At 61.1% G+C, this 23,954-nt stretch carries 27 protein-coding genes; 12 read left to right on the top strand and 15 right to left on the bottom strand.

Annotation, left to right across the window (positions count from 1 at the left end; genetic code table 11):
* Positions 1 to 181: 181 nt before the first annotated feature.
* From CWR53_RS10570 to CWR53_RS10555, 4 genes are read left to right on the top strand one after another with little or no spacing between them, the layout of a single operon-like run.
* Positions 182 to 1,099, top strand: a complete 918-nt coding sequence (locus tag CWR53_RS10570; protein ID WP_100851474.1) for a DUF72 domain-containing protein — start codon at positions 182 to 184, stop codon at positions 1,097 to 1,099.
* Positions 1,096 to 1,881: an endonuclease/exonuclease/phosphatase family protein gene (locus tag CWR53_RS10565; protein WP_100851473.1), complete on the top strand. Its 786-nt coding sequence runs from the start codon at positions 1,096 to 1,098 to the stop codon at positions 1,879 to 1,881. The genes CWR53_RS10570 and CWR53_RS10565 overlap by 4 nt, the downstream gene beginning before the upstream one ends.
* Positions 1,878 to 3,080: a cardiolipin synthase ClsB gene (gene clsB, locus CWR53_RS10560; protein WP_078478621.1), complete on the top strand. Its 1,203-nt coding sequence runs from the start codon at positions 1,878 to 1,880 to the stop codon at positions 3,078 to 3,080. Before CWR53_RS10565 ends, clsB begins: the two co-directional genes overlap by 4 nt.
* Entirely contained in the window at positions 3,080 to 4,033 is a 954-nt protein-coding gene (locus tag CWR53_RS10555; RefSeq protein ID WP_100851472.1) for a lysylphosphatidylglycerol synthase domain-containing protein, read from the top strand. Before clsB ends, CWR53_RS10555 begins: the two co-directional genes overlap by 1 nt.
* A 173-nt stretch (positions 4,034 to 4,206) precedes the next feature.
* On the opposite strand, the gene CWR53_RS10550 is transcribed toward CWR53_RS10555, so the two are convergent.
* Both CWR53_RS10550 and CWR53_RS10545 read right to left on the bottom strand, forming a co-directional pair.
* Positions 4,207 to 4,431, bottom strand: coding sequence for a metallothionein (locus tag CWR53_RS10550; protein ID WP_027915593.1), 225 nt, complete (start codon positions 4,429 to 4,431; stop codon positions 4,207 to 4,209).
* Between the two features lie 2 nt (positions 4,432 to 4,433).
* A complete protein-coding gene (locus tag CWR53_RS10545) occupies positions 4,434 to 4,892 on the bottom strand; it encodes a hypothetical protein (RefSeq protein ID WP_058604590.1) in 459 nt (152 codons plus the stop codon).
* A gap of 148 nt (positions 4,893 to 5,040) precedes the next feature.
* Between CWR53_RS10545 and ligD the strand changes: the two genes are divergently transcribed.
* The 5 genes from ligD to CWR53_RS10520 are packed head-to-tail and all read left to right on the top strand — an operon-like array spanning position 5,041 to position 10,645.
* Complete coding sequence (ligD, locus tag CWR53_RS10540; RefSeq protein WP_100851471.1) at positions 5,041 to 7,542, top strand: DNA ligase D; 2,502 nt, start codon at positions 5,041 to 5,043, stop codon at positions 7,540 to 7,542.
* Positions 7,543 to 7,576: 34 nt separating this feature from the next.
* The gene (locus CWR53_RS10535) at positions 7,577 to 8,620 is read left to right on the top strand and encodes an acyl-CoA dehydrogenase family protein (RefSeq protein WP_100851470.1); all 1,044 of its coding nucleotides are present in this window, start codon (positions 7,577 to 7,579) and stop codon (positions 8,618 to 8,620) included.
* Positions 8,617 to 9,372 (top strand): PIG-L deacetylase family protein, encoded by a 756-nt coding sequence (locus tag CWR53_RS10530; RefSeq protein WP_058604587.1) that lies wholly within the window; start codon positions 8,617 to 8,619, stop codon positions 9,370 to 9,372. The genes CWR53_RS10535 and CWR53_RS10530 overlap by 4 nt, the downstream gene beginning before the upstream one ends.
* 11 nt (positions 9,373 to 9,383) lie before the next feature.
* The gene (locus CWR53_RS10525) at positions 9,384 to 9,983 is read left to right on the top strand and encodes a bifunctional 2-polyprenyl-6-hydroxyphenol methylase/3-demethylubiquinol 3-O-methyltransferase UbiG (protein WP_058604586.1); all 600 of its coding nucleotides are present in this window, start codon (positions 9,384 to 9,386) and stop codon (positions 9,981 to 9,983) included.
* Positions 9,980 to 10,645, top strand: a complete 666-nt coding sequence (locus CWR53_RS10520) for a glycosyltransferase family 2 protein (protein WP_058604585.1) — start codon at positions 9,980 to 9,982, stop codon at positions 10,643 to 10,645. The genes CWR53_RS10525 and CWR53_RS10520 overlap by 4 nt, the downstream gene beginning before the upstream one ends.
* A 15-nt stretch (positions 10,646 to 10,660) precedes the next feature.
* Here the strand turns inward: CWR53_RS10520 and CWR53_RS10515 are convergent, their stop codons facing one another.
* The 10 genes from CWR53_RS10515 to CWR53_RS10470 all read right to left on the bottom strand — a co-directional run bounded on the left by CWR53_RS10515 (position 10,661) and on the right by CWR53_RS10470 (position 19,013).
* Entirely contained in the window at positions 10,661 to 11,521 is an 861-nt protein-coding gene (locus CWR53_RS10515; protein ID WP_058604584.1) for a Ku protein, read from the bottom strand.
* A 103-nt stretch (positions 11,522 to 11,624) separates the two neighbouring features.
* A complete protein-coding gene (locus CWR53_RS10510) occupies positions 11,625 to 12,212 on the bottom strand; it encodes a nucleosidase (protein ID WP_100851469.1) in 588 nt (195 codons plus the stop codon).
* 145 nt (positions 12,213 to 12,357) lie between these two features.
* The gene (locus tag CWR53_RS10505) at positions 12,358 to 13,311 is read right to left on the bottom strand and encodes a class I SAM-dependent methyltransferase (protein WP_100851468.1); all 954 of its coding nucleotides are present in this window, start codon (positions 13,309 to 13,311) and stop codon (positions 12,358 to 12,360) included.
* Complete coding sequence (locus CWR53_RS10500; RefSeq protein WP_100851467.1) at positions 13,311 to 14,657, bottom strand: iron-containing redox enzyme family protein; 1,347 nt, start codon at positions 14,655 to 14,657, stop codon at positions 13,311 to 13,313. Before CWR53_RS10500 ends, CWR53_RS10505 begins: the two co-directional genes overlap by 1 nt.
* A 21-nt stretch (positions 14,658 to 14,678) precedes the next feature.
* Positions 14,679 to 14,876 (bottom strand): hypothetical protein, encoded by a 198-nt coding sequence (locus CWR53_RS10495; RefSeq protein ID WP_100851466.1) that lies wholly within the window; start codon positions 14,874 to 14,876, stop codon positions 14,679 to 14,681.
* A 60-nt stretch (positions 14,877 to 14,936) separates the two neighbouring features.
* A complete protein-coding gene (locus CWR53_RS10490; protein WP_058604579.1) occupies positions 14,937 to 15,104 on the bottom strand; it encodes a general stress protein in 168 nt (55 codons plus the stop codon).
* A 147-nt stretch (positions 15,105 to 15,251) separates the two neighbouring features.
* The gene (locus tag CWR53_RS10485) at positions 15,252 to 16,535 is read right to left on the bottom strand and encodes an NTP/NDP exchange transporter (RefSeq protein ID WP_100851465.1); all 1,284 of its coding nucleotides are present in this window, start codon (positions 16,533 to 16,535) and stop codon (positions 15,252 to 15,254) included.
* Between the two features lie 4 nt (positions 16,536 to 16,539).
* Positions 16,540 to 17,448: an aldo/keto reductase gene (locus CWR53_RS10480; RefSeq protein WP_058604577.1), complete on the bottom strand. Its 909-nt coding sequence runs from the start codon at positions 17,446 to 17,448 to the stop codon at positions 16,540 to 16,542.
* Between the two features lie 81 nt (positions 17,449 to 17,529).
* Positions 17,530 to 18,417, bottom strand: coding sequence for a Dyp-type peroxidase (locus CWR53_RS10475; RefSeq protein ID WP_058604576.1), 888 nt, complete (start codon positions 18,415 to 18,417; stop codon positions 17,530 to 17,532).
* A 125-nt stretch (positions 18,418 to 18,542) separates the two neighbouring features.
* The gene (locus tag CWR53_RS10470; protein WP_058604575.1) at positions 18,543 to 19,013 is read right to left on the bottom strand and encodes a sterol desaturase family protein; all 471 of its coding nucleotides are present in this window, start codon (positions 19,011 to 19,013) and stop codon (positions 18,543 to 18,545) included.
* A gap of 397 nt (positions 19,014 to 19,410) precedes the next feature.
* Between CWR53_RS10470 and CWR53_RS10465 the strand changes: the two genes are divergently transcribed.
* A complete protein-coding gene (locus CWR53_RS10465; protein WP_058604574.1) occupies positions 19,411 to 20,106 on the top strand; it encodes an MgtC/SapB family protein in 696 nt (231 codons plus the stop codon).
* 50 nt (positions 20,107 to 20,156) lie between these two features.
* Here CWR53_RS10465 and CWR53_RS10460 read toward each other — a convergent pair whose 3' ends face one another.
* On the bottom strand, positions 20,157 to 21,704 hold the full coding sequence (locus CWR53_RS10460) for a sensor domain-containing diguanylate cyclase (RefSeq protein WP_078478632.1): 1,548 nt from the start codon (positions 21,702 to 21,704) through the stop codon (positions 20,157 to 20,159).
* 140 nt (positions 21,705 to 21,844) lie between these two features.
* Here CWR53_RS10460 and CWR53_RS10455 point away from each other — a divergent pair, with 140 nt between their 5' ends.
* Positions 21,845 to 22,345 carry a DUF4142 domain-containing protein gene (locus CWR53_RS10455; RefSeq protein ID WP_058604572.1) on the top strand — a complete coding sequence of 167 codons (501 nt, stop codon included), beginning with the start codon at positions 21,845 to 21,847 and terminating at the stop codon, positions 22,343 to 22,345.
* Between the two features lie 7 nt (positions 22,346 to 22,352).
* A complete protein-coding gene (locus CWR53_RS10450; protein WP_058604664.1) occupies positions 22,353 to 22,622 on the top strand; it encodes a hypothetical protein in 270 nt (89 codons plus the stop codon).
* A gap of 101 nt (positions 22,623 to 22,723) precedes the next feature.
* Here CWR53_RS10450 and CWR53_RS22960 read toward each other — a convergent pair whose 3' ends face one another.
* Both CWR53_RS22960 and CWR53_RS10445 read right to left on the bottom strand, forming a co-directional pair.
* Positions 22,724 to 22,894 (bottom strand): DUF6021 family protein, encoded by a 171-nt coding sequence (locus CWR53_RS22960; RefSeq protein WP_181405475.1) that lies wholly within the window; start codon positions 22,892 to 22,894, stop codon positions 22,724 to 22,726.
* A gap of 53 nt (positions 22,895 to 22,947) precedes the next feature.
* Positions 22,948 to 23,937, bottom strand: a complete 990-nt coding sequence (locus CWR53_RS10445; RefSeq protein WP_100851464.1) for a DNA-binding protein — start codon at positions 23,935 to 23,937, stop codon at positions 22,948 to 22,950.
* Between the last annotated feature and the right edge of the window lie 17 nt (positions 23,938 to 23,954).

The following is a 23,954-nucleotide window of genomic DNA, read 5'->3' as shown; positions in this document are numbered from 1 at the left end:
CCTCCAAGAAGTGTCGATACAGAGCGTTGGTCACCACCCTGCCTGTCTAAAAGTGGCATCAAGCCTGCCCGCAAAGTTCAATTCCAGCCCTGCTCGCCACCACTGATCAACTGCGCCTGAACCCTCCTGCCGCTGCACTGGTCGCAATGATGAATGGAATGGAGATGCGATAGGAGGCAGCGTGAGCGAGGTACGCATTGGCATTTCAGGATGGCGATACGGTCCCTGGCGCAAGGACTTCTACCCCAAGGGGCTGCGCCAGGACGACGAACTGGCCTTCGCGTCGAGGGCAGTCAATACCATCGAGATCAACGGCTCGTTTTACAGCCTGCAAACGCCCGAACGCTATCAAGCCTGGCATGACGCCACACCCGATGACTTCGTGTTCGCGGTCAAGGCACCGCGATACATCACCCACATCCGCAGACTCAAGGACATCGATACGCCATTGGCCAATTTCTTCGCCTCCGGGCCGCTCCTTCTCGGTAACAAGCTCGGCCCATTCTTATGGCAGTTCCCTGCCAACATGCGTTTCGACGCTGAGCGATTCGGTGCATTTCTGCAATCGCTGCCGCGTGACCGCGCCGCTGCCAGACGCAGCGCCAGTGCCTGCGAGCAACGCCTGCAAGGTAACGGCGGCACGCAGATACGCGGCAATGCGCCGCTACGCCATGCCGTAGAAATTCGTCACGAAAGTTTCCTGTGCGAGCGCTTCGTGCAACTGCTGCGCCAGCACAACGTCGCTCTGGTGGTTGCCGACAGTGCGGGCAAGTGGCCTTACGTGGAGGACGTCACCGCAGATTTCATGTACATGCGCCTGCATGGCGACGTCGAACTCTACAGCAGCGGTTATACCGTCAGCGCACTGCGCCGCTGGAAGAAACGGATCGAACAGTGGCGTGAGGGGAGTCAGGCCGACGATGCACACCTGATCGTACAGGGCCCTCCCCCCCGGCGCTCAACCCGGGACGTGTACTGCTATTTCGATAACGACCAGAAAGTCCACGCCCCTTACGACGCGCGCCGATTGCTGGAAAAGATGCACCTGGACCACGAGCTGATGACAGAGCCGGGCGCCGAGCCGGAGGTTGAACTGTGAACCCTACACTCCCCGCGCCAAGCTGCATCATCGACAAAATCACCGCCGTGCACCGCCTGAACGTGCTGACGCTCAACGTGCACAAAGGCTTCACCTTCTTCAATCGCCGCTTCATCCTGCCGGAGCTGCGCGATGCGGTACGTGCCACGGGCGCCGACCTGGTGTTTCTTCAGGAAGTGCATGGCAGCCACCAACAGCATGCGATCAGCCACCCTGCCTGGCCGCAGGCGCCCCAGTACGAATTTCTGGCAGACAGCATGTGGCCGCAATTTGCCTATGGGCGCAACGCCGTTTATCCCCATGGCGATCACGGCAACGCCTTGCTCTCCAAATTTCCGATCGTGCGTTCGGAAAACCTCGACGTCTCGGTGGAGGGAAATGAACAGCGAGGCCTGCTGCACTGTCAACTGGAAGTACCCGGCCATGACGAAGTACATGCGATCTGCGTGCACTTGGGGCTACGGGAGGCACACCGGCAGAAGCAGGTGAGTCTGCTGTTCGAGTTGCTCGACCGCCTGCCCGCCAAGGCGCCGGTAATTATCGCCGGGGATTTCAACGACTGGCGTCTCAAAGCAGATGCCGTGCTGTCGCAGCGCTTGATAGAGGCATTCGGGGAGCGTTTCGGCTCGCCAGCCCGCAGTTTTCCGGCACGCCTGCCGCTGCTTCGGCTTGACCGGATCTACGTGCGCAATGCCATGCCGCATGCTGCAAAGGTTTTATCCAACTATCCGTGGTCGCACCTGTCCGACCACGCCCCCCTGGCAGCGGAGATCAACGTGTGAAAAGACCTTGGGTCGATGGCAACAGCGTCGAGCTGTTGATCAATGGTGAGGCGTTCTACCCGCGGGTCTTCGAGGCCATGGGCCAGGCGCGCAATGAAATCCTGCTCGAGACATTCATCATCTACGAGGACAAGGTAGGCCATCAGTTGCAGCGTGCGCTGATCGAGGCAGCGCAACGCGGGGTCCGTGTCGAAGTGGTTGCCGACGGGTACGGCACCGCTGACCTGTCAGCCGAGTTCATCGCGGCGATGACCGAGGCGGGAGTAAGGTTTCACCTGTTCGACCCCCAGCCTCGTCTGGCGGGCCTGCGCACCAACCTGTTCCGCCGGCTGCATCGCAAGATCGTCGTGATCGACGGGGAGCGTGCGTTCATTGGCGGCATCAACTACAGCGCCGATCATCTCGGCGACTATGGGCCAATGGCCAAGCAGGACTACGCCGTTGAGGTAACCGGGCCAGTGGTCGCGCAGGTGCATGCCGTCAGCCGTCGATTGATGTCGCCGGTGCTCGAGCCCCCAAGCGAGGTGCGCCCTGTCACCGACCCCACTGGCGACATCACCGCTGTGATGGTAGAGCGAGACAACGGCCAGCGCAGCACAGCTATCGAAGCCTATTACCTCGAAGCGCTGCGTGGCGCGCGCAAGCGCATCGTGGTAGCCAATGCCTATTTTTTCCCAGGCTATCGCCTGTTGCGCGAGTTGCGTAACGCCGCGCGTCGCGGGGTTGAAGTGACCCTCATCATGCAGGGTGAGCCGGACATGTGGTGGGTGCGTACCCTGGCTCGCCTGCTCTACAACTACCTGCTTCGCGACGGGGTGCGGATCCATGAGTATTGCCGGCGCCCCCTGCACGGGAAGGTCGCACTGGTGGATGACGAATGGTCCACGGTCGGTTCGAGCAACCTCGACCCGCTGAGCCTGTCGTTCAACCTTGAAGCCAACCTGTTCATCCGCAGCCGTGCCTTCAATCAGCAGCTACATGACCACCTGCAGTCGCTGGCCAGCGAACAGTGCAAGACGGTCACCCTGGAGCGAATGATTCGCGGCTACTGGTGGCGGGCGCCACTGATCTTCTTGAGCTTCCACGTCATACGCCACTTCCCACGCATTGCCGGTTGGCTGCCTGCGCATCGCAAGCGCCTGAAAACGCCTGGGCAAGCGGTAGAAACCCAAGGCAACCTGCACGAGGGCAACACCTGATGGAACGAAAGCGTTGGCAAGTGTGGGCCAAGCGTCTGTTCACCGTCCTGTTCCTTATCCTGATCCCGGCGTTGCTGTTCACGTTGGCGCGCAACCTGGATTGGAACGAGGTGCGTGAATCGCTGTTGGCCTACAAACCCGGCACATTGGCCGTCGGGTTGGTCATGGCACTGATGAGCTTCTTGATCTTTGCCAGCTACGACCTTCTGGCCCGTGCCTATACCGGTCACAAATTGCCGGTACGGCAAGTACTGCCGATCGCCTTCGTGTGCTACGCCTTCAACCTCAACTTCACCACCTGGGTGGGCGGGGTTGCGTTGCGCTATCGGTTATACGGCAGGCTTGGGTTGGACATCCCAACCATCACACGCATTCTCACTTTGGGGCTATTGACCAATTGGATGGGCTACATGCTGCTGGCAGGCAGCGTGTTTGCCATGCGACTGGTCGAGTTGCCGGCAAACTGGGCGGTCGGCACCACTGGGCTGCAGCTCATTGGCTTCGCGCTGTTGGCCATTTCGATCGGCTACCTGCTGGCCTGCGCTTTTGCCAAAAAACGTACCTGGCGCTGGCGCGAGCATGAACTGACGTTGCCTTCGCTGCGGCTTGCACTGTGCCAGGTGGCCTTGGGCGCCAGCAACTGGGCAATGATGGCGCTGCTGATCTTCTGGCTGTTGCCTGAGCAGGCGTTCTATCCCTCCATCCTGGGGGTTCTGCTGATCAGTTGCGTGGCCGGGGTGGTGGCTCACATTCCGGCTGGGCTTGGTGTGCTGGAGACCGTATTCCTGGGCCTGCTTCAAGGGCAGATTCCACAAGGCAGCCTGGTTGCAGCCTTACTGGCCTATCGAACCTTGTACTACTTGATACCGCTGGTGTTGGCGGTCATCACCTACTTGGTGCTGGAAAAGCGCGCTAAGACCATGCGCCGGCAAGATACGCCAGCACCAACGTAAAGGGGGGCGGTTGGTGAGTAAGTCACAAAACTACTGCTGCTCCAAGCTCAGCACAGTCCCCTTGCTGGAGCGCCTCGTCAAGGCCGCTTCTATGGAATTCACTCACTCTCTGAGACGGTTTAAGAGAGGTTGAACAGGCCGGGTCTGCCCAGGCAGACCCGACTCAACACCCCTCATGGCGAAATAGGATCGCTCGCTGGGAAAGTCTCATCCAGCGCATTGTCCACACTGGTTTCCTTTTTCTGCTCAACCTTGCCGCAGGTGCAGTCAGGCATACGGCATGGCTCGCCGTTACGGTGCCCGGTCGCACACGCTTCGCAGCAGTAGGCCTTGCCGTTCTGCGGCAAGGTGCTCACCGTGCAGGAACACTCGGTACAAGCGCAGCGTAATTCGCTCATGATCAGCTCCTTTCGTCTTCTTCGATTGCATCGTCAGTCCACGGTTTCCCGTCAAGCGGGTTGGTGCGGGCCAGTTCTGCTTCGTCGAGGCCTCGACCGCCGCCGATCTCGATCGCGTCTACTTCGGTCAGCGCCTGATCGGCAGGACCGCCGTATCCAGGCTCATGGGGATCTCGAGCACCGGTCTCGTCCAGCAACGTGTCAGGGCTCAGATCATCATCGGTAACACCGTCCTCATGCAGGCTGTCGGTCAGCGCCTCGCCGCCGGTCAAGCCGCTCTGGCGCACGCGCTCTTCTGGGAATTCCTGCTCCACTTCACTTTCTGGTCGCTCATCACCTACCCGCCCCTGACGGTCATCAAGGCGATCACTGAAGTTCAGCTCATGCACACTGCCCATACGATCCTCGATGTCATCGATCTCGGTCGGGGTATAGGCTTTGGGTTCATCGGGTCTGGACATTACGCCTCTCCATCAGTTGGCTTACCCAAAGTCGACTGCTCAGCACCCAGGAAGATTCAGAGTTTTACGCGGCTATTGGCGGTTTTTTGAACTCCTGCGCCGTTCCCCGCCTCCCAAGATCAACACAGCGCAGGTTCCGGAGCCCCCCATGGCCAAGCCACTCGAGGAATACGCGCGCAAGCGCGATTTCAACGCCACGCCCGAGCCAAGCGGCAAATCCGGCCGCAGCAAAGCGGCTCATGCGTTACAGTTCTGCATCCAGAAACATGACGCCAGTCATCTGCACTATGACTTCCGGCTGGAGCTGGACGGCACGCTCAAAAGTTGGGCGATTCCAAAGGGGCCTTCCCTGGATCCGAAAGTCAAACGCCTGGCCGTGCATGTCGAAGACCATCCGCTCGATTACGCCACCTTCGAAGGCCACATTCCGGAAGGTCACTACGGTGGGGGCGATGTCATCGTCTGGGACCGTGGAGTCTGGGAACCTGATGGTGACCCCCATGAGGGTTACAAAAAAGGCAAACTGCGCTTTCGCCTGCAAGGCGAGAAGCTCGCGGGCATGTGGAACCTGTTCCGCACACGCCTGGCTGGCAAGAAAGAGCAATGGATGCTGGTCAAGTCGAATGACAGCCAGGCCCGCAGCGAGGCGCAGTACAGCATTGTCGAGGACCAGCCCGACAGCGTGATCAGCGACCGCACTTTGGTTGCCAAGCAATCCGCCAAAACGGCCAAACCCGGCAAAGGCAAGCCCGCCCCGACCAAGCAAGCCGCCAAGTCCAAGCCCGCTAAGTTGCCAGAACATGTGCAGCCGCAGTTGGCCACGTTGGTCGACTCACCCCCTTCGGGGGACTGGCGGTATGAGGTGAAGTACGACGGTTACCGCATCCTCGCGCGCATCGAGGGCGATGATGTGCGGCTCTATACCCGCAATGGCCATGACTGGAGCGCGAAGATGCCGGGTCAAATCGCTGCGCTACGCGCGCTGGGTGTGGACTCTGCGTGGCTCGATGGCGAGATGGTCGTCAATGACGACCAGGGGGTTGCAGACTTCCAGGCCTTACAGAACGCATTCGATACCGCGCATGACGAACAAATCACCTATTACGTCTTCGACCTGCCGTTTCTGGGCGGTCAAGATCTGCGCGCCCTACCCTTGCAGCAGCGACGTGACGCGTTGGAGCGCTTGCTTGAGCACAACACTGCTGACAACCTCAAGTATTCCGCGGACTTCGACGAGCCGGTTGAAGCGTTGCTCGAGAGCGCCTGTAAGCTGGGCCTTGAAGGCTTGATCGGCAAGCGTGCCGACAGCAGCTATTCCGGCACGCGCAGTGCCGACTGGATCAAGCTCAAGTGCAAGCGGCGGCAGGAGTTTGTAGTGGTGGGCTACACCGACCCCAAGGGCAGCCGCAGTGGGTTCGGCGCCTTGCTATTGGCCCTGCACGACGACGCAGGCATGCTGCGTTACGCCGGCAAGGTGGGCACCGGGTTCAGTGCCACCACCCTTGACACATTGCACGCACAACTCGAACCCCTACAAACCGCCCAGCCTACCGTAGCCAACCCCCCCACTGGCGCCGAAGCCCGAGGGATACATTGGCTAGAGCCCAAGTTACTGGCCGAGATCGCCTTTGCCCAGATGACCCGTGACGGCGTAGTACGCCACGCGGTATTCCACGGTTTGCGCGACGACAAACCGGCGACCGATATCGACCTGGAGCGTGCCATGCCGAGCAAGACCGTCCATCAACGCAAGGCGGCCAAGAGCACCGAGACGCTGGGTGATCTGCGCCTGACCCACCCTGATCGCGTGATCGACCCTACCTCTGGCATGACCAAGCGTGACGTCGTCGAATACTACGCCCAGGTCAGCCAATGGATCTTGCCCCACCTCAAGAATCGGCCGGTTGCGCTCGTGCGTGCGCCAGACGGCCTCGCTGGGGAACTGTTTTTCCAGAAAAACGCGGGCCAGCTGCACATCCCAAACGTGCGTACGTACGGCAAAGAGGAAGCCGGCCAGGCCGCGATGGTCATCAACCGCCCTGACACCTTGCTGGGCGCCGTACAGATGAACATGCTTGAACTGCACACCTGGAACGCCACCGACACGCAGTTCGACCGGCCAGACCGTTTCGTGCTCGACCTGGACCCTGACCCGGCCCTGCCGTGGAAGGCAATGCTGGAGGCCACACAGCTGACCCTGACCCTGCTGGACGAACTGGGTCTGAAGGTGTTCATCAAGACCAGCGGGGGCAAAGGTATCCACCTGGTTGTCCCGCTAACGAGAAAAGCGAGCTGGGACGAAGTTAAGGACTTCAGCCACGCCATCGTCAGCTACCTGGCAAAACTGTTCCCTGATCGACTCACTGCAGTGTCTGGTCCCAAGAACCGAGTAGGCCGCATCTTCATCGACTACCTGCGCAATGGCAAAGGCGCAACCACGGTGTGTGCTTACTCGCTGCGCGCTCGCGAGGGCTTGCCGGTGTCGGTGCCGGTCTGGCGTGAAGAACTGGCACAGCTCAAGGGCGCCAATCAGTGGACCATCGCCACAATAGGTGAGCGACTGGCCGATACCCAAGACCCTTGGGCCGATATGAGCAAGACCCGTCAATCCATCACGGCGCGGATGCGCAAACAACTTGGGCTCACATGATGGGCGACGCCCAACGCGACAGGGAGTTACGCGCATGAGCATGCCTCAGGACTATGACCTCACCCAGTTGGACCGCTTGTTGCGCACCTATGACGAGCGGCTGCAGCCGCTCAATGTCGACACCCAGTTACTTGAACTGATGAAAGCTTTGCAGGCCCATTGCCTGGATATTCTGCCTAGGCCGGGCCACGGCAATACGCTTGAGCGTTGGCAGACCTTGTCGCGGGTCGCCGGCTGTGACCTGGTATTGGCCAAGCTCTATGAAGGGCATACAGACGCTTTGGCGATCCTGGCCGAGTGTGGTGCTGGCCATCTTTCGTCTGACGGGCTCTGGGGCGTGTGGGCCGCAGAGCCCCCGGATGCTCGTGCCGTCATCACCTCCCGAGACGGGGGCCGTGTCCGCCTGGGCGGAAAGAAAGCGTGGTGTTCGGGCGCCTTGCAAATCGACCAGGCATTGATCACCGCCTGGGACGAGTCGGGTCAGCCACAGCTGGTTGCCATCCGCTTGGCCGACCCAACCTTGGGCCTCAATATCGAGCACTGGCAGGCTGTGGGCATGGCCAGCACTGCCAGTGTCGAGGTCGAATTCAACGACACACCTGGTGTACAGGTCGGCGCGGCGGGCCAATATTTGTCCAGGCCGGGCTTCTGGCACGGCGGCGCAGGCATAGCCGCCTGCTGGTATGGGGCGGCCGAGGCGCTGGCCGAATACCTGCGCGAGCACTGCCGCAAACCCAAACCAGACCCCCACGCAGACGCACACCTGGGCGCTGTAGATGCCGCCCTGTGCGGCGCTGGTGCGGCATTGCGTGAATGTGCTGCCTGGATCGATCGCAACCCAAGCGCCGATGCCTGCCTGATCGTGCAACGCGTGCGCGCCCAGGTCGAATACGCCGTGGAACACGTCATGCGTCATGTGGGCCGCGCATTGGGTGCAACCCCGTTCTGCCGTAATGCCCACTTTGCGCGCTTGAGCGCAGACCTGCCGGTGTTCATTCGCCAAAGTCACGCCGAACGAGACCTTGCAGCCCTCGGTGCACAGACCGCACAGCTTTCTTCCGGAGCATGGCAGCTATGAGTGAAGACCTGATCCAGTCCAATGACGGTACGCCCTGGTCAGCGTGGCAGCACTCGGCCCATCTGGCCCGGGCCACTTGGCTCAATGCACACCAGCTCTGCCCGCCTGGTCGGCGCCTGGTGCTGATCGCACCCCATCCGGATGACGAGATTCTCATGGCCGGCGGTCTGCTAACCGATTTTGCCGGGCGTGAAGAGGACCTGGTGCTGATCTCGGCGACCGACGGCGAAGGCAGCCATCCCGGCTCGACCCGCTGGACAGAGCATCGTTTGCGTCGCGACCGGCCGCAAGAAAGCCGCAAGGCCATCGAGCAACTCGGGCTGGACCCCAAGCGTATCGATTGGCGCCGCCTGCACCTGAAGGACAGTCAACTGGCCAGGGAGGAAGCCTTTCTGGTCAGCCATCTGACTCAGCTACTGCGCCCTGAGGATGTGCTGATGACGACCTGGCGAGGTGACGGCCACTGCGATCACGAGGCCGTAGGCCGGGCCGGGGCACAGGCAGCGCTAGCGCGTAAAGCCCAGCTGGTGGAAGTCCCAGTATGGGCATGGCACTGGGGACAACCTGACGATCCACGTCTTCCCTGGGAGCGCGCGCACCGCTTGCAACTCAATGAGGGCCAGGTGGCACGCAAGCGTAAAGCCATTGCTGCACACGTCAGCCAGTTCGAGCCTGACGGTTGTACACCGCCGGTGCTACGCCCCAACCTGCTGGACTGCGTGCTACAGCCCTTCGAACTGGTCTTCTTGTAAAAGGATTCGCCATGAGTATCGATGCCCAATATTTTGCCGACCTGTATGCCGCCAACGAAGACCCTTGGGCTTTTCGTACCCGCTGGTATGAAAAACGCAAGCGCGACCTGGTCATGGCAAGCCTCCCCCGGCAGTGTTACGAACGGGTGTTCGAGCCCGCCTGCGCCAATGGCGAACTCAGTGTGCTGCTGGCCGAGCGCTGTGCCGAGCTGGTGTGCCAGGACCTCGACCCGAAGGCCGTGGGCTTGGCCACCGATCGCCTGGCCGATGTCCGCCACGCACAGGTCGAACGCGCCCGCCTGCCTGCCGACTGGCCAGGCGGGCGTTTCGATCTGATCGTGCTCAGCGAAGTGGGCTACTACCTTGATCCCACCGACTGGTTGCAGGTAATCGAACAGGCTGTCGCCAGCTTGTCCTACGACGGCGGCCTGCTGGCGTGTCACTGGAAGCACCCGATTGCCGGGTGCCCCCAGGACGGGCGCGAGGTGCACCGAATGCTGTCCAAACACCTGCCGTTGTACCCGGTGTTCTGCCACGACGAAGCCGACTTCATCATGGCCTACTGGTCGAACCAGCCCAGCGTGGTAGACCTGGACGAGACGTGCATATGATCGGCATCGTCATTCCGGCCCACAACGAAGCCCGGCGTCTGGGTCGATGCCTGAAGGCGGCCTCGGCTGCCGCACAACACGCTACTGCGGGCGGTCACCAGGTGGAGATTCTGGTGGTGCTCGATCGCTGTAGCGACGGCACTGCCGCCGTGGCTCGGCGTCATGGGGTGCACACCCTAGAGGTCGAGTCGGGCAACGTCGGTATGGCTCGGCGGGCAGGTGCCGAATGGATGCTCGCGCGCGGTGCCACATGGCTCGCCTGCACAGACGCCGACAGCCAGGTTCCTGCCCACTGGCTGACGTCACAGCTCGAATGCGGCGCTGAAGTCGTCTGCGGTACGGTCCATGTGAGCCACTGGCAGCCCTGGCAGACCGCTGCGTTGCGCAAGCTCTACCTGAGCCGCTACGAGGCACGTGACGGTCATCGTCATATTCATGGAGCCAATCTCGGTGTGAGCGCCCAGGCGTATCAGCGTGTCGACGGCTTCCAGCCTCTGGCGGCCCATGAGGATGTTCGCCTGGTGCGAGACCTGGAAGCACTGGGGGTGCAGATCAGTTGGTCTGCCGGGCACAGTGTTGCGACCAGCAGCCGACGCGAGTGTCGAGCACGCGAAGGGTTTGGCGATTACCTGGCCGGCCTGCAGGAGCACCTGCAGGCCTAGCAGGTGTGAGTGTACTCAGGAAGCCTTGCGCGTACGTTTGGCGGGCTTCTTGGCCGTAGTCGGTTTCTTCTTGGGAGGCGCCGTGCTTTTGCCGCCGAGGCTGCGCTTGAGCAGCTCGGTGAGGTCGATGATATCTGCACTCTTCTCGCCGCTGCTGTCCTCGCCCTTCTCCACCGTCTCGATCTTGCCTTTGCTGGCTTTCTCGGCCACCAGCTCCATGATCGTGTCCCGAAACGCGTCGTGATACTCGTCCGGTGACCAGCTGCCGGCCATGTCTTGAACCAGACGCTTGGCCATGTCCAGTTCCCGTTTGTCCACTTTGGCCTTGGTCACAGTCGTGTCCAGTTCAAGGGTATCGAGCCCACGCACCTCATCCGGCCAGCGCAACGTGATCATTACCAGGGCTTCATCCAGGGGTCGGATAAGGGCCAGGTGCTGGCGTGTGTGGAGCACGACTGTCGCCAAAGCCACTTTCCCGGTGGTGGCCAGCGTTTCGCGCAACAGCGCATAGACCTTGCCGCCGCGCCGGTCAGGGCTCAGGTAATAAGGGGTGTCGAAGTGTTGAAGGGGAATTTCCCCTGCGTCCACGAATGAAAAGATGTCGATCGTCTGAGTGGCCTCCGGGCGGGCCTTGCGGATCTCCTGTTCACTGATCACCACATAGCGGCCCTTCTCGTACTCTACGCCCTTGACGATGTTTTCCTTGTCGATGTCCTTGCCGGTGACTTTGTTGATGCGCTTGTAGCCCACTGGGTCCATGCTGCGCTTGTCCAGCCAGTCGAAATCAACGCGTTCACTGCTGACGGCAGAATTGAGCGCCACCGGTATGTGTACCAAACCGAAACTGATGGCGCCTTTCCAGATTGCCCTGGCCATTGACATGCTCCCTGAGTGATCTGCTGATACCTCAAGTGACTGCGCCATATCGACAAAGGTTTAACCGCAGCGCCCGGTGGCTCACACAGCCATCAGGCGAAATTCAACCAGGGTTGAAGAGCACCCGCTTGAAGGCTTCTGCCGCCAAGTGCACCTGCACGGACCAGTCGGTGGCTGCATCGCTCCCGGCATCGTCGGAGATGTATTTCAGGCACACGAACGGGATGTCCTCGGATCGTGCGACAAGCGCCAGCGCATAGGCCTCCATGTCGACCACGTCATAGGGCGCATCACCGTGGCTGATCTCGAAATTATCGCCTGTGCCACAGGTTTCGATAGGCAGCCCCGCAATGGCCAGCCCATGTTCAAGTACGACAGGGATGTCGGAAAGCGGCGTTTCGTAGCGCGCAAACCCCAGAGGCGTGACGTCCATGTCGCGCTGGACGAACCGTGTGCAGCACACCAGGCTGCCCTTGCCATGCAGCCGGCTGCCTGCCGAGCCGAGATTGACGATGAGCCTGGGCCTGCGCGTAGTCACAGCGCGGGTGAGCGCGATGGCCGCGTTCACCTTGCCAATACCGGTGAAGACCGTATTCAGATGCCCGAACAGACCGCCCGCCTCTGCCTCCAGGGCAAAGACGAACAGCGTGTCTTCCAGGGCTACACGGGGGAACAGCGGGGCCAGCATCATGGCTACGGTCCTTGGAGAAACGGTTGTCGATCCCGCTATTCTCATTGAACCGGTGGTTAGGTCAAGGATGTGTCTGCACAGGCAGGTCTGCTACGGCAGCCGCTTAATGCCACGATGGTCCAGGCGTGTCGATAACACTCCGGTCTCAACGATTGCGCGTAACCGTCAGCGCTACCGCGGCGATACGTTCCACCCGCTCATACCCCGGCTCCAACAACTGCTCGCCGAACACGTCAGGGTCGATCTCTCGATAGACCCAGGAAAATTCAGGGCCTGCCAGCTGCTCGCGAACGCCTTCGAGCAGAGCGTCTTGCCCCTCGACGATAGCAACGCCGGTATACAGCAACAGTGATCCGCCCACGCTCAGTCGCTCAAGGCTCTGTTCGATGATGCGTCGCGAAAGCTCCGCCCCAAGTGAACCTCCGCCATGCCGATACGTGCGTTCCCCATCGTCAAGCATGTAGGGCGGATTGGCCACGATCAGGTCGAACTCACCTGTCACATCTTGCAGAATATCGCTTTGCTGCACAGACACATTATCGATGTCAGCGAGCGCTGTATTGACCGAAGTGAAACGCAGTGCCTTGGGGTTGATATCCACGGCGGTCACCTGCGCATGCTGCGCTGCACGGGCAATCACCAGTGCGCCCACCCCTGTGCCACAGCCAATGTCCACTGCACGCTCTATGCGCTTGGGCGTCGATTGCAGGTGATCCTGGATGACATGAGCGAACCGGTAACTGTCGGGGCCGAAGAACACCGCATCGCTGGCCTGCGTAGGGTAGGCCGAGTGCACCAGTAGCAGCCCGTCGAGGCTCGACCAACGAATGGTACTGGCCAATAAGTCTCGATGAGACTTCACCACGCCAGCGGTCTTCATCAAGTCCAGCTCATCGGCCGAAAGCATCGAGCCGGCAAATGGCCGGCTCCAACCGAATACATCCCGGACGGTGCAAGCCTTCTCTGCGCCTGGTCGCGCATTAACCAATGCATGGGTCGCCGGCGTCACGCAGGTAAAGTGGTAACCATCAGCGCGAAGGCGCTTTCCCAGCTGCAGCAGGGCTTGGTCAGCGGCTGTCTGTGGTGAATCGAGGGGCATCAGTGAGATCCTTCCTGGAGCAGGCCAGTGGCCTGTATGTAAGCCTGAGTCGCGGCCAGTCCTTCGGGCGTCGCATGTTTATTGCCGGACATGGCACAGATCAACGTATCAATATCGTGGTGCGCAGGGCGCTGCCGCTGGGTAACCGGCGCCTGGTCCTGCAACTGCAGGACGGCCTCCCAGCTGCCGGGTAACACACGGCGAATGCGCGATTGTGAACCTGCGGCGATCCAATCGTGCCACAGCTGCTTCTCGTAGGCGGTAAATACACCATACATGGGCGCGGTCGGCCCCTCGATCAGCGTCCACCAGCGGCTTTGCTCAGGGGCTTCGCCGCGGCGAATCCAACCCTGGGCCTGCATGGCGTCAAGAAAGGCCGGCATGGCGCCTGGCTCGGCCAGCCATTGGTTGATGGTGCGTTTTTGCAGGCGGCAGTGGTCCGAGTGCATGAACTGCCCAAAATTGCGCTTGTGCTCCAGGGCCTGGAGCAGCTCAGCTTCCAAGTCGAAACTTGCGATGAGCGCAGGGGTGCTGATCCCTAGATCGTTGAGACGGTAGCCCCGACGGACCCGCTCATAAAAGCCTGCCACGTCATCAGCCGGGCACAACTGGCGCAGGGCCTGGAGCGACAGATGGGCATGACCGCTGGCTGCATTGTCGATGGTGACGTGCAGCTGGAAGTAAAATCCGTCGATGCCCAGCTCAGCCAATTCGTAAGTTGTGATCAACAGGTGCAAAGGCGGTTGTTCGTAGCCAAGGTTGTAACCGATCACTTCAGGTAAATAGTCCTGGCCATACTCGCCAAGGGCCAATTGCAAGGACGCCTGCAGGTAGCGGGAATCGTCCAGGTCCGGACGCTCCAGGCAGCCGAGCCGGCTCATCAGGCGCTGGTAGATCAGCACGTGATTGCAGCGAGGGTCACCGCTGCCCAGCTCCTCGAGGTAGGTACGGATCAGGCCGTGGTAGCGTGGATCTCGCCATTGGCGCAGGGTACTGAACAGCCAGGCGCCGTCCACCACCTTGGTCGGTTCGACTTGCTGCAGGAACCACAACGCCTGGGCGCGGTTGGCGAAATAGCGCCGCGGGCCGCCCTGCTTGCGCTGCTCCAGGTACGCCTTGTATCCCTCGGCCACACCGGCAGCGTGCTGCAAGCTCCAGGCGTCGAGTTGCGCTGGGTCATCCGGCAGGTCGTCAGGCATGCTCCGGGCCTGAGCCAGCTGGCTATCGAGCCAGGCCCGGCTACTGGTGTCATGGCCCTCGAGCAGGGCGTGATAGCGATCTTTCAGGCTGGGAGCGATAGATGGGGCTTGGACCATCGCGGCGGTCTGGCAGGTCATGACCGTCATGGCGTATTCCTCGTGCGCGTATTATTGGTTGGCTTTCTGCCCTGGCATCGACTCCGGGGCTGGCGCAGGACGGGGTGCGGTTTGTTCGTCAGGTTTTTGCATCTGCAAGGACGGCTTGCTGGCATCGGAGTCCTTGCCGGGGTGATTGTTGTCGCGGTCAAAACAACCGCCGACGAGAGTCAAGGCGCCCATGAGAGTGATCAGTGGGAATGTGCGCATGGCTGGCTCCTTAATCGAAGAATCACAGTGCCAGGCTAGCCTGGCACTGCGAATCTTCACTTACGACTTGCCGCCTTTGCGGCCCGACTCGCTGGAGTGGCTTGCTTGCCCCCCCTTTTTGCCGGCTTCGGAAGCCTTCTCACGGTCATTGGCGAAGTTGCCCGAATTTTTGCTACCGCCCTGGCTGCCCTGCTGGTTACCGCTACGGCTGTTGTCTTTAGTGGCCATGATCTGAAACCTCTTATGACTTCGGAATGCACGGCGCCAATGCCGTACATGACTTGGGAGTACACCCATGCGCGAGGATTCGCATTATCGAGAAGGCTTCTGACAAACGGCGTTAAAGAAGGGTCAGCCCAATAGTTGGCGTACCTGTCAGCGGCGATGGCTTTCGTCGCGTCGACCTTGCTGGCCACCGAGCCAATGACCGGTTGCGGCCCAGCAGACGGCAAGTAGTGCTCCGATTAGCATGGCCACCTGTGGATGATCCCCCATCAGGTCCAGGGCCCGCTTTATCCAGCCGCTGACCGCATCCCCGCCTCGGTAGACCACGGTGTCGATGAAGTTCTTGGCCTTGTACTTGTCTTCGGCGCTGACCACGGTGAACAGCATCTCGCGGCCAGGCCGAACCAGGGCATACTCGCCGGCCCGCCGTACGACCATCACGATGACGAACAGGGCGAAGACAGGCGACAAGGCCAGGCACATGAACCCGGCAGCCATGGCCAGCGGCACTGCCACCAGCAACACCCGCACCCCCAGGCGTCGAGCGAGCCGACCGGTGAAAAACAGCTGCGTGAGAATGGCCAGTGCCTGAACGACTGCATCTATTGCGCCGAACACCTGCGTCTGCCGAGTACGGTCGGTGAAGGTTTCACTGACAATGCGAGCCTGTTCGAAATAGAGGAATGTGCTGACACTGGCCAGCAGCACGACGAACAGAGCAATACCGAGCAGGTACGGCGTGCGTATTACCGCCGTTGCACCGGAAAACGGATTGCCGCCCAGTGCGCGGCCATCGCAAGGGGGATCGCGGGTCGGGAGTGGATTATTCGTGCGCCAACGCTGCAACACCCAGGCGGCCAGTACGCTGCCCAGCAGCAACACGGCCGCGAGCGTCAACAAACCGGGGTGTCCAAGGGGCGCAACCAGCAGCGTGCCGAGCAGCGGCCCGCACAACCCGCCCACACTCGCCCCTGCTGCCAGTACGCCGAACAGGCGCTTGCCTTGCTCGGTGCTGAACAGGTCGGCAAGTACGCTCCAGGCCAACGAGATACTCAGCAGATTGAATACCGACAACCAGATATAGAACGCCCGCGCCACCCAAGGCCCGTCGGGATGGCGTGCCAATAGCGCGGCAAAGGCGAGCAGGTTGCAGATGAAGAAGCCATAGGTCCAAGGCAATATGTGCCGGCGCCGTACACGGGAGGCCATCCAACCAAACACAGGCAGGCAAACCAACGTGGCGATGAAGGTACCGGTGAACAGCCATTGCAGGTTTTCGACGCCACCGGCAACGCCCATGGTTTCTCGCACGGGCCGGAGCATGAAATACCCCGTGAACAGCATGAAGAACAGTAGGCTGCCTGCCAGAACCGCTGGCGCTTCCCCAGGCCGCATGTCCAGCATCTGCTGCAGGCGCTGTCGCCGCGTCACCATGGTGTCAGGCGAACTGTTTGATCAGCGCTTGCTGCTGCGCCTGGGTAAGCATCGGACCCTGCCCTGCCTTGAGCTGGTCCAACTGACGATCCAGTCGGCCAGTGGCCGGTATCACGGCGGTGACTGCCGGGTGGCTGAGTGCGAACTTCAGGAACAACTGGGCCCAGCTACCGATGCCCTGTTCCTGCGCCCATTCTGGAAGGGCGCGATCCTTGACCGCCGCGAACAGACGACCGTCATCGAAGGCGCGGTTGATCAGCACCGCCACGCCCTTGTCACGGCACAAGGGAAGAAGCTCACGCGCAGCGCCCGGGGCATTGACTGCGTAATTGATCTGGATGAAGTCCAGAGCCTGGCTGCGCACGATCGCGGCCACCTCGTCGTGTCCCGAGTCCAGATAGTGGGTGATGCCCACATAGCGCGTCTTGCCCTGTTGCTTGAGTTCACGTGCATAGGGCAACTGCTGTTGCCAGTCGCGCAAATTGTGCACTTGTAGCAGGTCCACCTTGTCCGTGCGCAGGCTGCGCAGCGTGCCGTCCCATTGGGCCTGGGCATCTGCGCGGCTGTTGGCGGCGATCTTGGTGGCAATGAAGCACTGGCGGTGCCACCCGCCTTCGGCGAGCAGTTGACCCAGGATGCTGTCGGCGCCGCCATAGTTGGGAGAGGTGTCGATGACCCGACCGCCACCTTTGAAGAAGGCGTCAAGCACCTGATACAGCTGCCGGTAGTCCGCTGAGCCGGCCTCGACTTCGAAGCTGCCTGACGTGCCGGCGCCGATCACCGGCAGTGGCTCACCCGTTGACGGAATCGGCCGCGACAGCAGGCTCGCCGTTGTAGCTGCGCTCAGCCAGGGGCTGGTGGCCAGCAGACCGATCGCAGCGCCCGCACGTAGGACATCCCGACGTCCATACATAGGAAATCTCCGTAACAGAGCGGAAATATCCAATGCTAGTTCGTGGGAGCCGTCTTGCGATCATCTTGTGTATCTGGATGTTTAAGCCTCGGGCTGCAACAACAGGCGCAAGTCCAGCGAACCCTGCGCCATCGGCGGGCACCAGTAGTAGCCCCCGGTCAGCGGGCGCGTGAACTGATACAGAGCATCGATCACACCGTCCTCCAGCCCGCTCATGCGGCGCAGCTGAACCTCGAACGAGGTGAAAGACGTACCCAGCGCCACGAACGCCAGCCCTGCACCGCGGGTATCAGCCCAGGAAACCGAGCGACGCACCATGAAAGCCTCGGGTGCGTAGCTTTCCTGGGCAGTACGCTTCACATGGGCGGACTCAGGCGCATCATCCAGTTCCTCGTTATCGCTCAGGCGCCGGCCGATGATGTTGTCCTGCACCTGCTGTGGCAGCGATTTGAAGTAGTGCATGTCGTGCTTCCACAGCTGGAACGCGGCGAAGCTCGACCCCTGCAAGCCAGGCGCACCCTCACCCAGGATGGCGGCTTCGATGGCGTCGTCGCCGCTGGGGTTTTCCGTGCCGTCTTCGTAGCCCGTCAGATCCCGGCCGCCTCGGTGGAGGAAGCCATCGACGTGATCAACCAGCGCAAAGGCTGGGCTCAATAGACGCTCCAGCGCCTGGGCCTGCAGATACAGGTCCCCGCGTTCGTCACCCCGCAACCACAGCCACAGCGCGTGCTGGGTACTGGGGTTCTCGACCGCGGCGTCCAGTAGCGGGAACGGGGTCAGGCCTTCGATCTGGGCGTTCAGGGCTTTTGCCAAAGGGGCACCCACACCCAGTGTCACGCGCAGGCCGTCGACATGGCCCAGCAAGGCATCGAGGGCCGCAGGCACGGCCTCGGTTGACTCGATGGAGAAGAACAGGTGACGCGCGTGCACCGGCACGGGCGTGGCAAGCAGACCTTGCTGATACGGCATGAAGGGCGAGTCCTGGGCTGAAAAGCGCGCATGCTACTGCGCAGGTCCAGACAGTGCAATGTATGCCGGGCAGGCAGTATGGTGGAGGCGACTCGATCAGCAAAGGCGTCTGTGCGCTTGAGACCTCAGAGAGCAGAGCCCCTGTTGCGCCGCAGCTCGCGCACCAGCCGCTTCAAGGGTGGCGCGTAGAAAAAACCGAACGACACGCTACCCTTGCGCCCTTTGACGGCGTGGTGCAGCCGATGCGCGCGGTGCAGGCGCGTCAGGTAGCGCCCCACCGGGCGCACCGTGCAGGGCCAGTGACGGTGAAAAAAGCCATCATGCGCAATCACGTACAGCGCGCCGTAAGCCGCCACCCCGCCTCCGACCCACTGCAATGGCGCATGCCCGGCTTTGCCGACCGCCACCAGTGCCAGCGAAATCACCGCCAGTGCCAGCAGGTACACGTCGTTGGTTTCGAGCACGCCCAAGTGGGGTTCGTGGTGCGAGCGATGCAGCCACCAGCCCCAGCCATGCATGATGTATTTGTGCGCCAAGGTGCCGACACCCTCCATGGCCACCAGTGTGCCAAGCAGGACGAGGATATTGAACAGCATGGATCAGCCCGCAACGGTTCAGAAAAGGCAAAAGGTTAACCATTGGCCGTGAATTTTTCCATCGTACCGGCAGGCTTGTCAGGCATTTCCGGATTAAGCCATTGTCATGTTTTTACCCTTGACCTGATCGAGGGTCGGGCTTATCGTCCGCGCCGCACTTTTGCATTCACCAATAGGAGCCCTGCATTGGACACTAGCCCCAGTCGCTTGCGACAGGCCCACGCGGCGCGCTAGCCCGGCAGTCTCCCACGCTGCCTGGCCGAGTTGCCGAGGCAGCCGATGCACAGCATCGCCCCCTCCTTCCCCCCTGTGGTCCTTTCGCATCTCTGGTTTTTACCACCGCGCTTTCTTGAGTGATGGCGTTAGAGCGGGCCTGTGCCCGTGGAAGAGGTTCGTAATGGATTGGAAAGTATTTCTGCTGCGTGTCAGCACCGCCCTGCTGCTAGGGGCTTTGATCGGCGCCGAACGCCAATTGCGTCAGCGCTTGACTGGCCTGCGCACCAACGGCCTGGTCAGCACGGGTGCCTGTCTGTTCGTACTGATGACCCAGGCGGTTCCAGGCATGGCGCCTACCGACGCCTCCCGGGTGGCGGCCTATGTGGTGTCGGGTATCGGTTTCCTGGGCGGCGGCGTCATCATGCGTGACGGCTTCAATGTGCGGGGGCTGAACACCGCGGCAACGCTGTGGTGCACCGCTGCCATCGGCGTGCTGTGCAGCCTGGGGCTGCTGCTCGAAGCAGCCCTGGGCGCGGTGGTCGTGCTGTGCGCCAACATCTTGCTACGGGATATCGCCCAACGCCTGGACCGCCAGGAGGTGGTGCCCGCCACGGAGGTAGAACAGCAGTTCGAGGTGCGTATTGTCTGTCGAGCCCAGGATGAGATTCAGGTACGCAGCTTGATGCTGCATAGCCTCGGCGAGCCTGAACTGCGCCTGCAGTCCTTGCACAGCGAGGACTTGCCAGACCCGGCCCGCCTGGAAGTGCGTGCCCAGTTGCTGGGTACCTCACAGGCGCCCGCCCAGTTGGAGCGGCTGGTCAGCCGGGTCAGCCTGGAGAAGGGCGTCAGTTCGGTACGTTGGCAGCTTCAGGCATGAAGTCGATGCCCGCCAGGGCTGGCCGGGCTGCCTGCATCCCCATGCGGTTCTCAAGGGTCAGCGACCGCGTAGCGGTCCCGTCCCTGGCGCTTGGCTTCATACAGTGCCGCATCTGCGGCTTCGAGCAGTTGCTGTGGACTCTGTTCACTGCGCGTGGGTTCTGCCACCGCAATACCCGCACTGAAAGAGACGATCCCCAGTGGACTGCCCGCATGCACCAGCATCTCCTTGCGCAGAGCTTGCTGCAGCGTCTCGACAAACGCCTTCGCTCCGCGTACATCCGTGTCGGGTAACAGCAAGGTAAACTCCTCGCCCCCGTAGCGTACGGCCAGATCTGCCGGACGCTGGGCGGCTTGGCGCAGCAGTTCGCCGAAGCGTTGCAAGCACTGATCGCCTGCCGCATGTCCGTAACGGTCGTTGTAGGCCTTGAAATGATCCAAGTCGAGCATCACCACGCACACCGGATACGCCTGGCGCCGAGCCCTGCGCAGCTCGGGCTCGAACACCGCGTCCAGCCTGCGACGATTACCCAACCCGGTCAGGCTGTCTGTCAAGGCAAGGGTCTTGAGGGTCTGGTGGGCCTGGTGCAAGGCGCGCTCGATCACGATGCGTTCGCGCACCTGGCGCAGGACCACCCAACCGAACAACGCAAGGACCATGACCAGCACCAGTAACACCACCAGCGATTTGATCGCATCCTGGCGCCAGGGGGCGATGATTGACTCGCGTGACAGGCCCGCTTCGACCACCAGCGGATAGCTGGCCAAGGCTCGGTAAGCGTACAGGCGCGGTGTACCATCGACGACGGCCACCGCTTCGACCAACCCTTGGGCTGCATAGGGCAAGTGGTGCTTGAAAATATCGCTGTTGGCCAGATTACGCTCAAGCAGCGGTTCGACGAATGGGCGCCGCACCAGGATCGTACCGTCGCGCTTGGCCAGCACCAGCGCACCACGTTCGTCGATCTTGAATTCGCCGTAGTAACGCACGAACCAGTCGACCTTGATGGTCCCAAGCAGTACGCCCGCAAAACGCCCATCCGGGTAATTCAGGCGCCGAGAAATAGGTACGATCAGATCGCCCGTCGAGCGGCTGCGTACCACTGCACCGATGCGAATGGCGCTATCGGGATGGTCGCGGTGGTAGATGAAGTAATCACGGTCGCCATTGTTAGCGGCCGGCGGCGTTGCCGAGCGGTCAGTGACGAGCCAGCGACCATGGCTGTCGTAAATGAACAGGCCGTGGAGTTGAGGAATGATGCGCACCTGTTGGCTGAGCAACCCATGCATGCGCTTGCGATCCAAGTGCTCGAACCCATCGCCTTGCACGCGCTCCACCAGCGCCGCACTGATGGAATCGACCTGGCGAATGGCATCCTCGGCATGCTGGGCGGTGGCCTGGGCCAGATTGGTCACCATGTTCGCGGCATTGTGGAACGCGTCCCGGTAATCACGCCAGATTCGCCAGCCCTCAACGGCTGCGAACGTGGTCATGACCACCAGCATGAACGCCAGCACCAGGCGAAACAGGGCCACCGCTCGTCCCTGGCCCGCCAGCGCAAGGGCTCTTTCTTCATCGGTCTGCCTGGCGCTTCGCATGCACATCCCCTGCACGTGCTTGGTCAACGCTGTTGACCACTGCCACACCCTGTTGATGCAAAAAAGATGAAACCTTTGGCCCGCGCGCGCCCTCAACAGTACGCGACACTGATGTCGCGCCATCGTTTAAGGAGTGAAACATGAGCAATCTCTTCATCAAGCGCGTCGGCCTTTCCATGGTGCTGGGCATGGCCTCGGTTCACGCCTTTGCTGCCAGCTCGGACGACTTCGTAGACGCGGCTACCGAAGCCGGCATCGCAGAAATCGTGACCGGCAACCTTGCTCTGGAAAAAAGCCAGAACGCCGAGATCAAGACCTTTGCCCAGCACATGGTCACCGACCACACCAAGGCCAACCAGGAGCTGGCAGAAATTGCCAAGAAACTGGACATCTCGGTGCCCGATGATGCGGCCATCACCGACAAGGTGAAAAAAGTGATTCTGGAATGGCGTGACGAGTCCTTCGACAAGTCTTACGTGAACAATCAGGTTGATGCTCACGAGAAGACCGTCGAACTGTTCAAGAAAGAAGCCACTTCTTCCGACAAGGCTGAGCTCAAGGCATTCGCTGCCAAGACCCTGCCAACTCTTGAGAAACACCTGCAAGAAGCCAAGGCACTGCAAACCCAGCATGGCAAGTGAGGCGCGCATGAGTAACGACGCACTGAAAAGCGAAATCCTGACCCGACTCAACCATGCTCACCCCCATGGTCTGGGCAAGGAATTGCTGGACAACTACCGCGGCGAAAAAGCTGTGGCCGGCATGCTCAAATCGCTGCAGGACGATGGCCTGATCCACGACGGTAGCGTAAGTGTGGATGCTGAACATGAGATGACGCTCAACTACCCGATCAAGCTCTCTGCCAAGGGTGTCGAGGCGGCCAAGCAGGCTGAAGTGGAAAAACAGGCACAAGCCTGACGTCCGCTGGCCAGCACCGGGAAAACCTACCCGGACGCGGACGCCTGATAAAAAAAGGCCCTGATCGTATCGATCAGGGCCTTTTGCTTGGTGCATGTCCTTCAGGTGTTTTTCTCTACATCCCTTGGTGGTTTGGCGGGGCCTTGGGGGTCTACCTGAGGATCATCGAGGTCGGGAGAATCAGGGTCAAAGCCAAGATCATCCGGTTTATCGGCTTCGTCGGTCGAGTGAGGGCCGTGCTGCGTGCCGTGGGTTGTGCCTCGTTCGCTCATGCGGTCTTCTCCAAATGGCTGTCTAGGGAAGAAAGCCGTTGCGCCAGAAAGTTTTATTTATCTTCTCCATCCCTTAGCTGATCCTGACACAGGCGCAACGACGCCTGGTTCTCTGTCAGCTCCCGCTTCAGCGTCTCAAGCTTTAGCGCCTGATCCCGGCACAAGACCTTGCTGTCCTCCAGCGCTTTGGCCTGTATAGCCAATTGGCGGCGCAGCTCGTCGCTGCTCCCCTGGGCCTGTGCCAGCATCGTGCGCAAGCCCTGGATCTGGGCGTCGCGCTGCTCAAGCAGCTGTTCCTGAGCCCGCCGTTCGCTGCTCGCCTGGCGATTCTCCCCTAGCAGACGCTCGTTATCTCGATGCAGGCGAGTGAGCTCGTCTTGCTTGACGATCATGGCCTGCTGTAACTGCCGTACTTCAACCTGCATCTGCTGCAACTGAGCTTCGTGACGACGCTGCTCGTGCTCGCGCTGCTCGCGACTAGCCGTGCGGTAGTGCTCAAGCGCATCGCGGGCGTGTCGGTGCTTGTCTTCCAGGGATTTGACCTGCTCATCCTTATCCGCCAGGCGTACTTGCAGTTCCCCCAGGGACTGGTTGAGGCTGGCGCTGCGCAGCTGCTCAGCCTGTAGCGTGCTTAGCGTGCTGTTGAGTTTCTCTGACTCCTCACGCAAGGCCGCTGCATCGATTTCGTGCTGTTGGTCAGCCGCTGCAAGCGCCTGCTCAGCTCCCGCCAAGGCCGCTTCGAGCGCCTCGCGCTGCTCGGTGAAGGCGCTTTCTGCCCGCTCGATCACCAAATCCGCTTCGTCTTGCAGTTGCGTCGCCAACTGACCTACCAGGCGACTCAATACCTCACTGATCGGCGCGCCGCCTTCGGAGGGCATTGGCTGCTGTCCGTTGAGCTCCTTGAGGTAGCGGTGAATCGTGGTTTTCGAGCCTGTATTGCCCAGCTCGATGCGGATGGCATCGATGCTGGGGTTCTCCCCTCTTGCAATCAAAGCCTGCCTGGCCTGTTGCACAACCACCTTGTTGATGCCGCCACGTGCCATGCATGCTCCTACGATTT

Source organism: Pseudomonas sp. SGAir0191, assembly GCF_002812565.2.
In the GTDB taxonomy this organism is placed as follows: Bacteria; Pseudomonadota; Gammaproteobacteria; order Pseudomonadales; family Pseudomonadaceae; genus Aquipseudomonas; species Aquipseudomonas parafulva_B.
This window is presented reverse-complemented; position numbering and strand designations above follow the sequence as displayed.

What these genes read in the sequence shown, in the direction of transcription:
- CWR53_RS10520 (WP_058604585.1), top strand. Translation starts at nt 9,980, where the DNA reads ATGATCGGCATCGTCATTCCGGCCCACAACGAAGCCCGGCGTCTGGGT.
- CWR53_RS10450 (WP_058604664.1), top strand. Translation starts at nt 22,353, where the DNA reads ATGAGTAACGACGCACTGAAAAGCGAAATCCTGACCCGACTCAACCAT.
- CWR53_RS10500 (WP_100851467.1), bottom strand. Translation starts at nt 14,657, where the DNA reads ATGACGGTCATGACCTGCCAGACCGCCGCGATGGTCCAAGCCCCATCT.
- CWR53_RS10480 (WP_058604577.1), bottom strand. Translation starts at nt 17,448, where the DNA reads ATGTATGGACGTCGGGATGTCCTACGTGCGGGCGCTGCGATCGGTCTG.
- CWR53_RS10470 (WP_058604575.1), bottom strand. Translation starts at nt 19,013, where the DNA reads ATGCTGTTCAATATCCTCGTCCTGCTTGGCACACTGGTGGCCATGGAG.
- CWR53_RS22960 (WP_181405475.1), bottom strand. Translation starts at nt 22,894, where the DNA reads ATGAGCGAACGAGGCACAACCCACGGCACGCAGCACGGCCCTCACTCG.
- CWR53_RS10545 (WP_058604590.1), bottom strand. Translation starts at nt 4,892, where the DNA reads ATGTCCAGACCCGATGAACCCAAAGCCTATACCCCGACCGAGATCGAT.
- CWR53_RS10485 (WP_100851465.1), bottom strand. Translation starts at nt 16,535, where the DNA reads ATGGTGACGCGGCGACAGCGCCTGCAGCAGATGCTGGACATGCGGCCT.
- CWR53_RS10515 (WP_058604584.1), bottom strand. Translation starts at nt 11,521, where the DNA reads ATGGCCAGGGCAATCTGGAAAGGCGCCATCAGTTTCGGTTTGGTACAC.
- CWR53_RS10445 (WP_100851464.1), bottom strand. Translation starts at nt 23,937, where the DNA reads ATGGCACGTGGCGGCATCAACAAGGTGGTTGTGCAACAGGCCAGGCAG.
- CWR53_RS10460 (WP_078478632.1), bottom strand. Translation starts at nt 21,704, where the DNA reads ATGCGAAGCGCCAGGCAGACCGATGAAGAAAGAGCCCTTGCGCTGGCG.
- CWR53_RS10455 (WP_058604572.1), top strand. Translation starts at nt 21,845, where the DNA reads ATGAGCAATCTCTTCATCAAGCGCGTCGGCCTTTCCATGGTGCTGGGC.
- CWR53_RS10530 (WP_058604587.1), top strand. Translation starts at nt 8,617, where the DNA reads ATGAGTGAAGACCTGATCCAGTCCAATGACGGTACGCCCTGGTCAGCG.
- CWR53_RS10490 (WP_058604579.1), bottom strand. Translation starts at nt 15,104, where the DNA reads ATGGCCACTAAAGACAACAGCCGTAGCGGTAACCAGCAGGGCAGCCAG.
- CWR53_RS10505 (WP_100851468.1), bottom strand. Translation starts at nt 13,311, where the DNA reads ATGCCCCTCGATTCACCACAGACAGCCGCTGACCAAGCCCTGCTGCAG.
- CWR53_RS10535 (WP_100851470.1), top strand. Translation starts at nt 7,577, where the DNA reads ATGAGCATGCCTCAGGACTATGACCTCACCCAGTTGGACCGCTTGTTG.
- CWR53_RS10510 (WP_100851469.1), bottom strand. Translation starts at nt 12,212, where the DNA reads ATGATGCTGGCCCCGCTGTTCCCCCGTGTAGCCCTGGAAGACACGCTG.
- CWR53_RS10555 (WP_100851472.1), top strand. Translation starts at nt 3,080, where the DNA reads ATGGAACGAAAGCGTTGGCAAGTGTGGGCCAAGCGTCTGTTCACCGTC.
- CWR53_RS10495 (WP_100851466.1), bottom strand. Translation starts at nt 14,876, where the DNA reads ATGCGCACATTCCCACTGATCACTCTCATGGGCGCCTTGACTCTCGTC.
- ligD (WP_100851471.1), top strand. Translation starts at nt 5,041, where the DNA reads ATGGCCAAGCCACTCGAGGAATACGCGCGCAAGCGCGATTTCAACGCC.
- CWR53_RS10525 (WP_058604586.1), top strand. Translation starts at nt 9,384, where the DNA reads ATGAGTATCGATGCCCAATATTTTGCCGACCTGTATGCCGCCAACGAA.
- CWR53_RS10475 (WP_058604576.1), bottom strand. Translation starts at nt 18,417, where the DNA reads ATGCCGTATCAGCAAGGTCTGCTTGCCACGCCCGTGCCGGTGCACGCG.
- CWR53_RS10465 (WP_058604574.1), top strand. Translation starts at nt 19,411, where the DNA reads ATGGATTGGAAAGTATTTCTGCTGCGTGTCAGCACCGCCCTGCTGCTA.
- CWR53_RS10550 (WP_027915593.1), bottom strand. Translation starts at nt 4,431, where the DNA reads ATGAGCGAATTACGCTGCGCTTGTACCGAGTGTTCCTGCACGGTGAGC.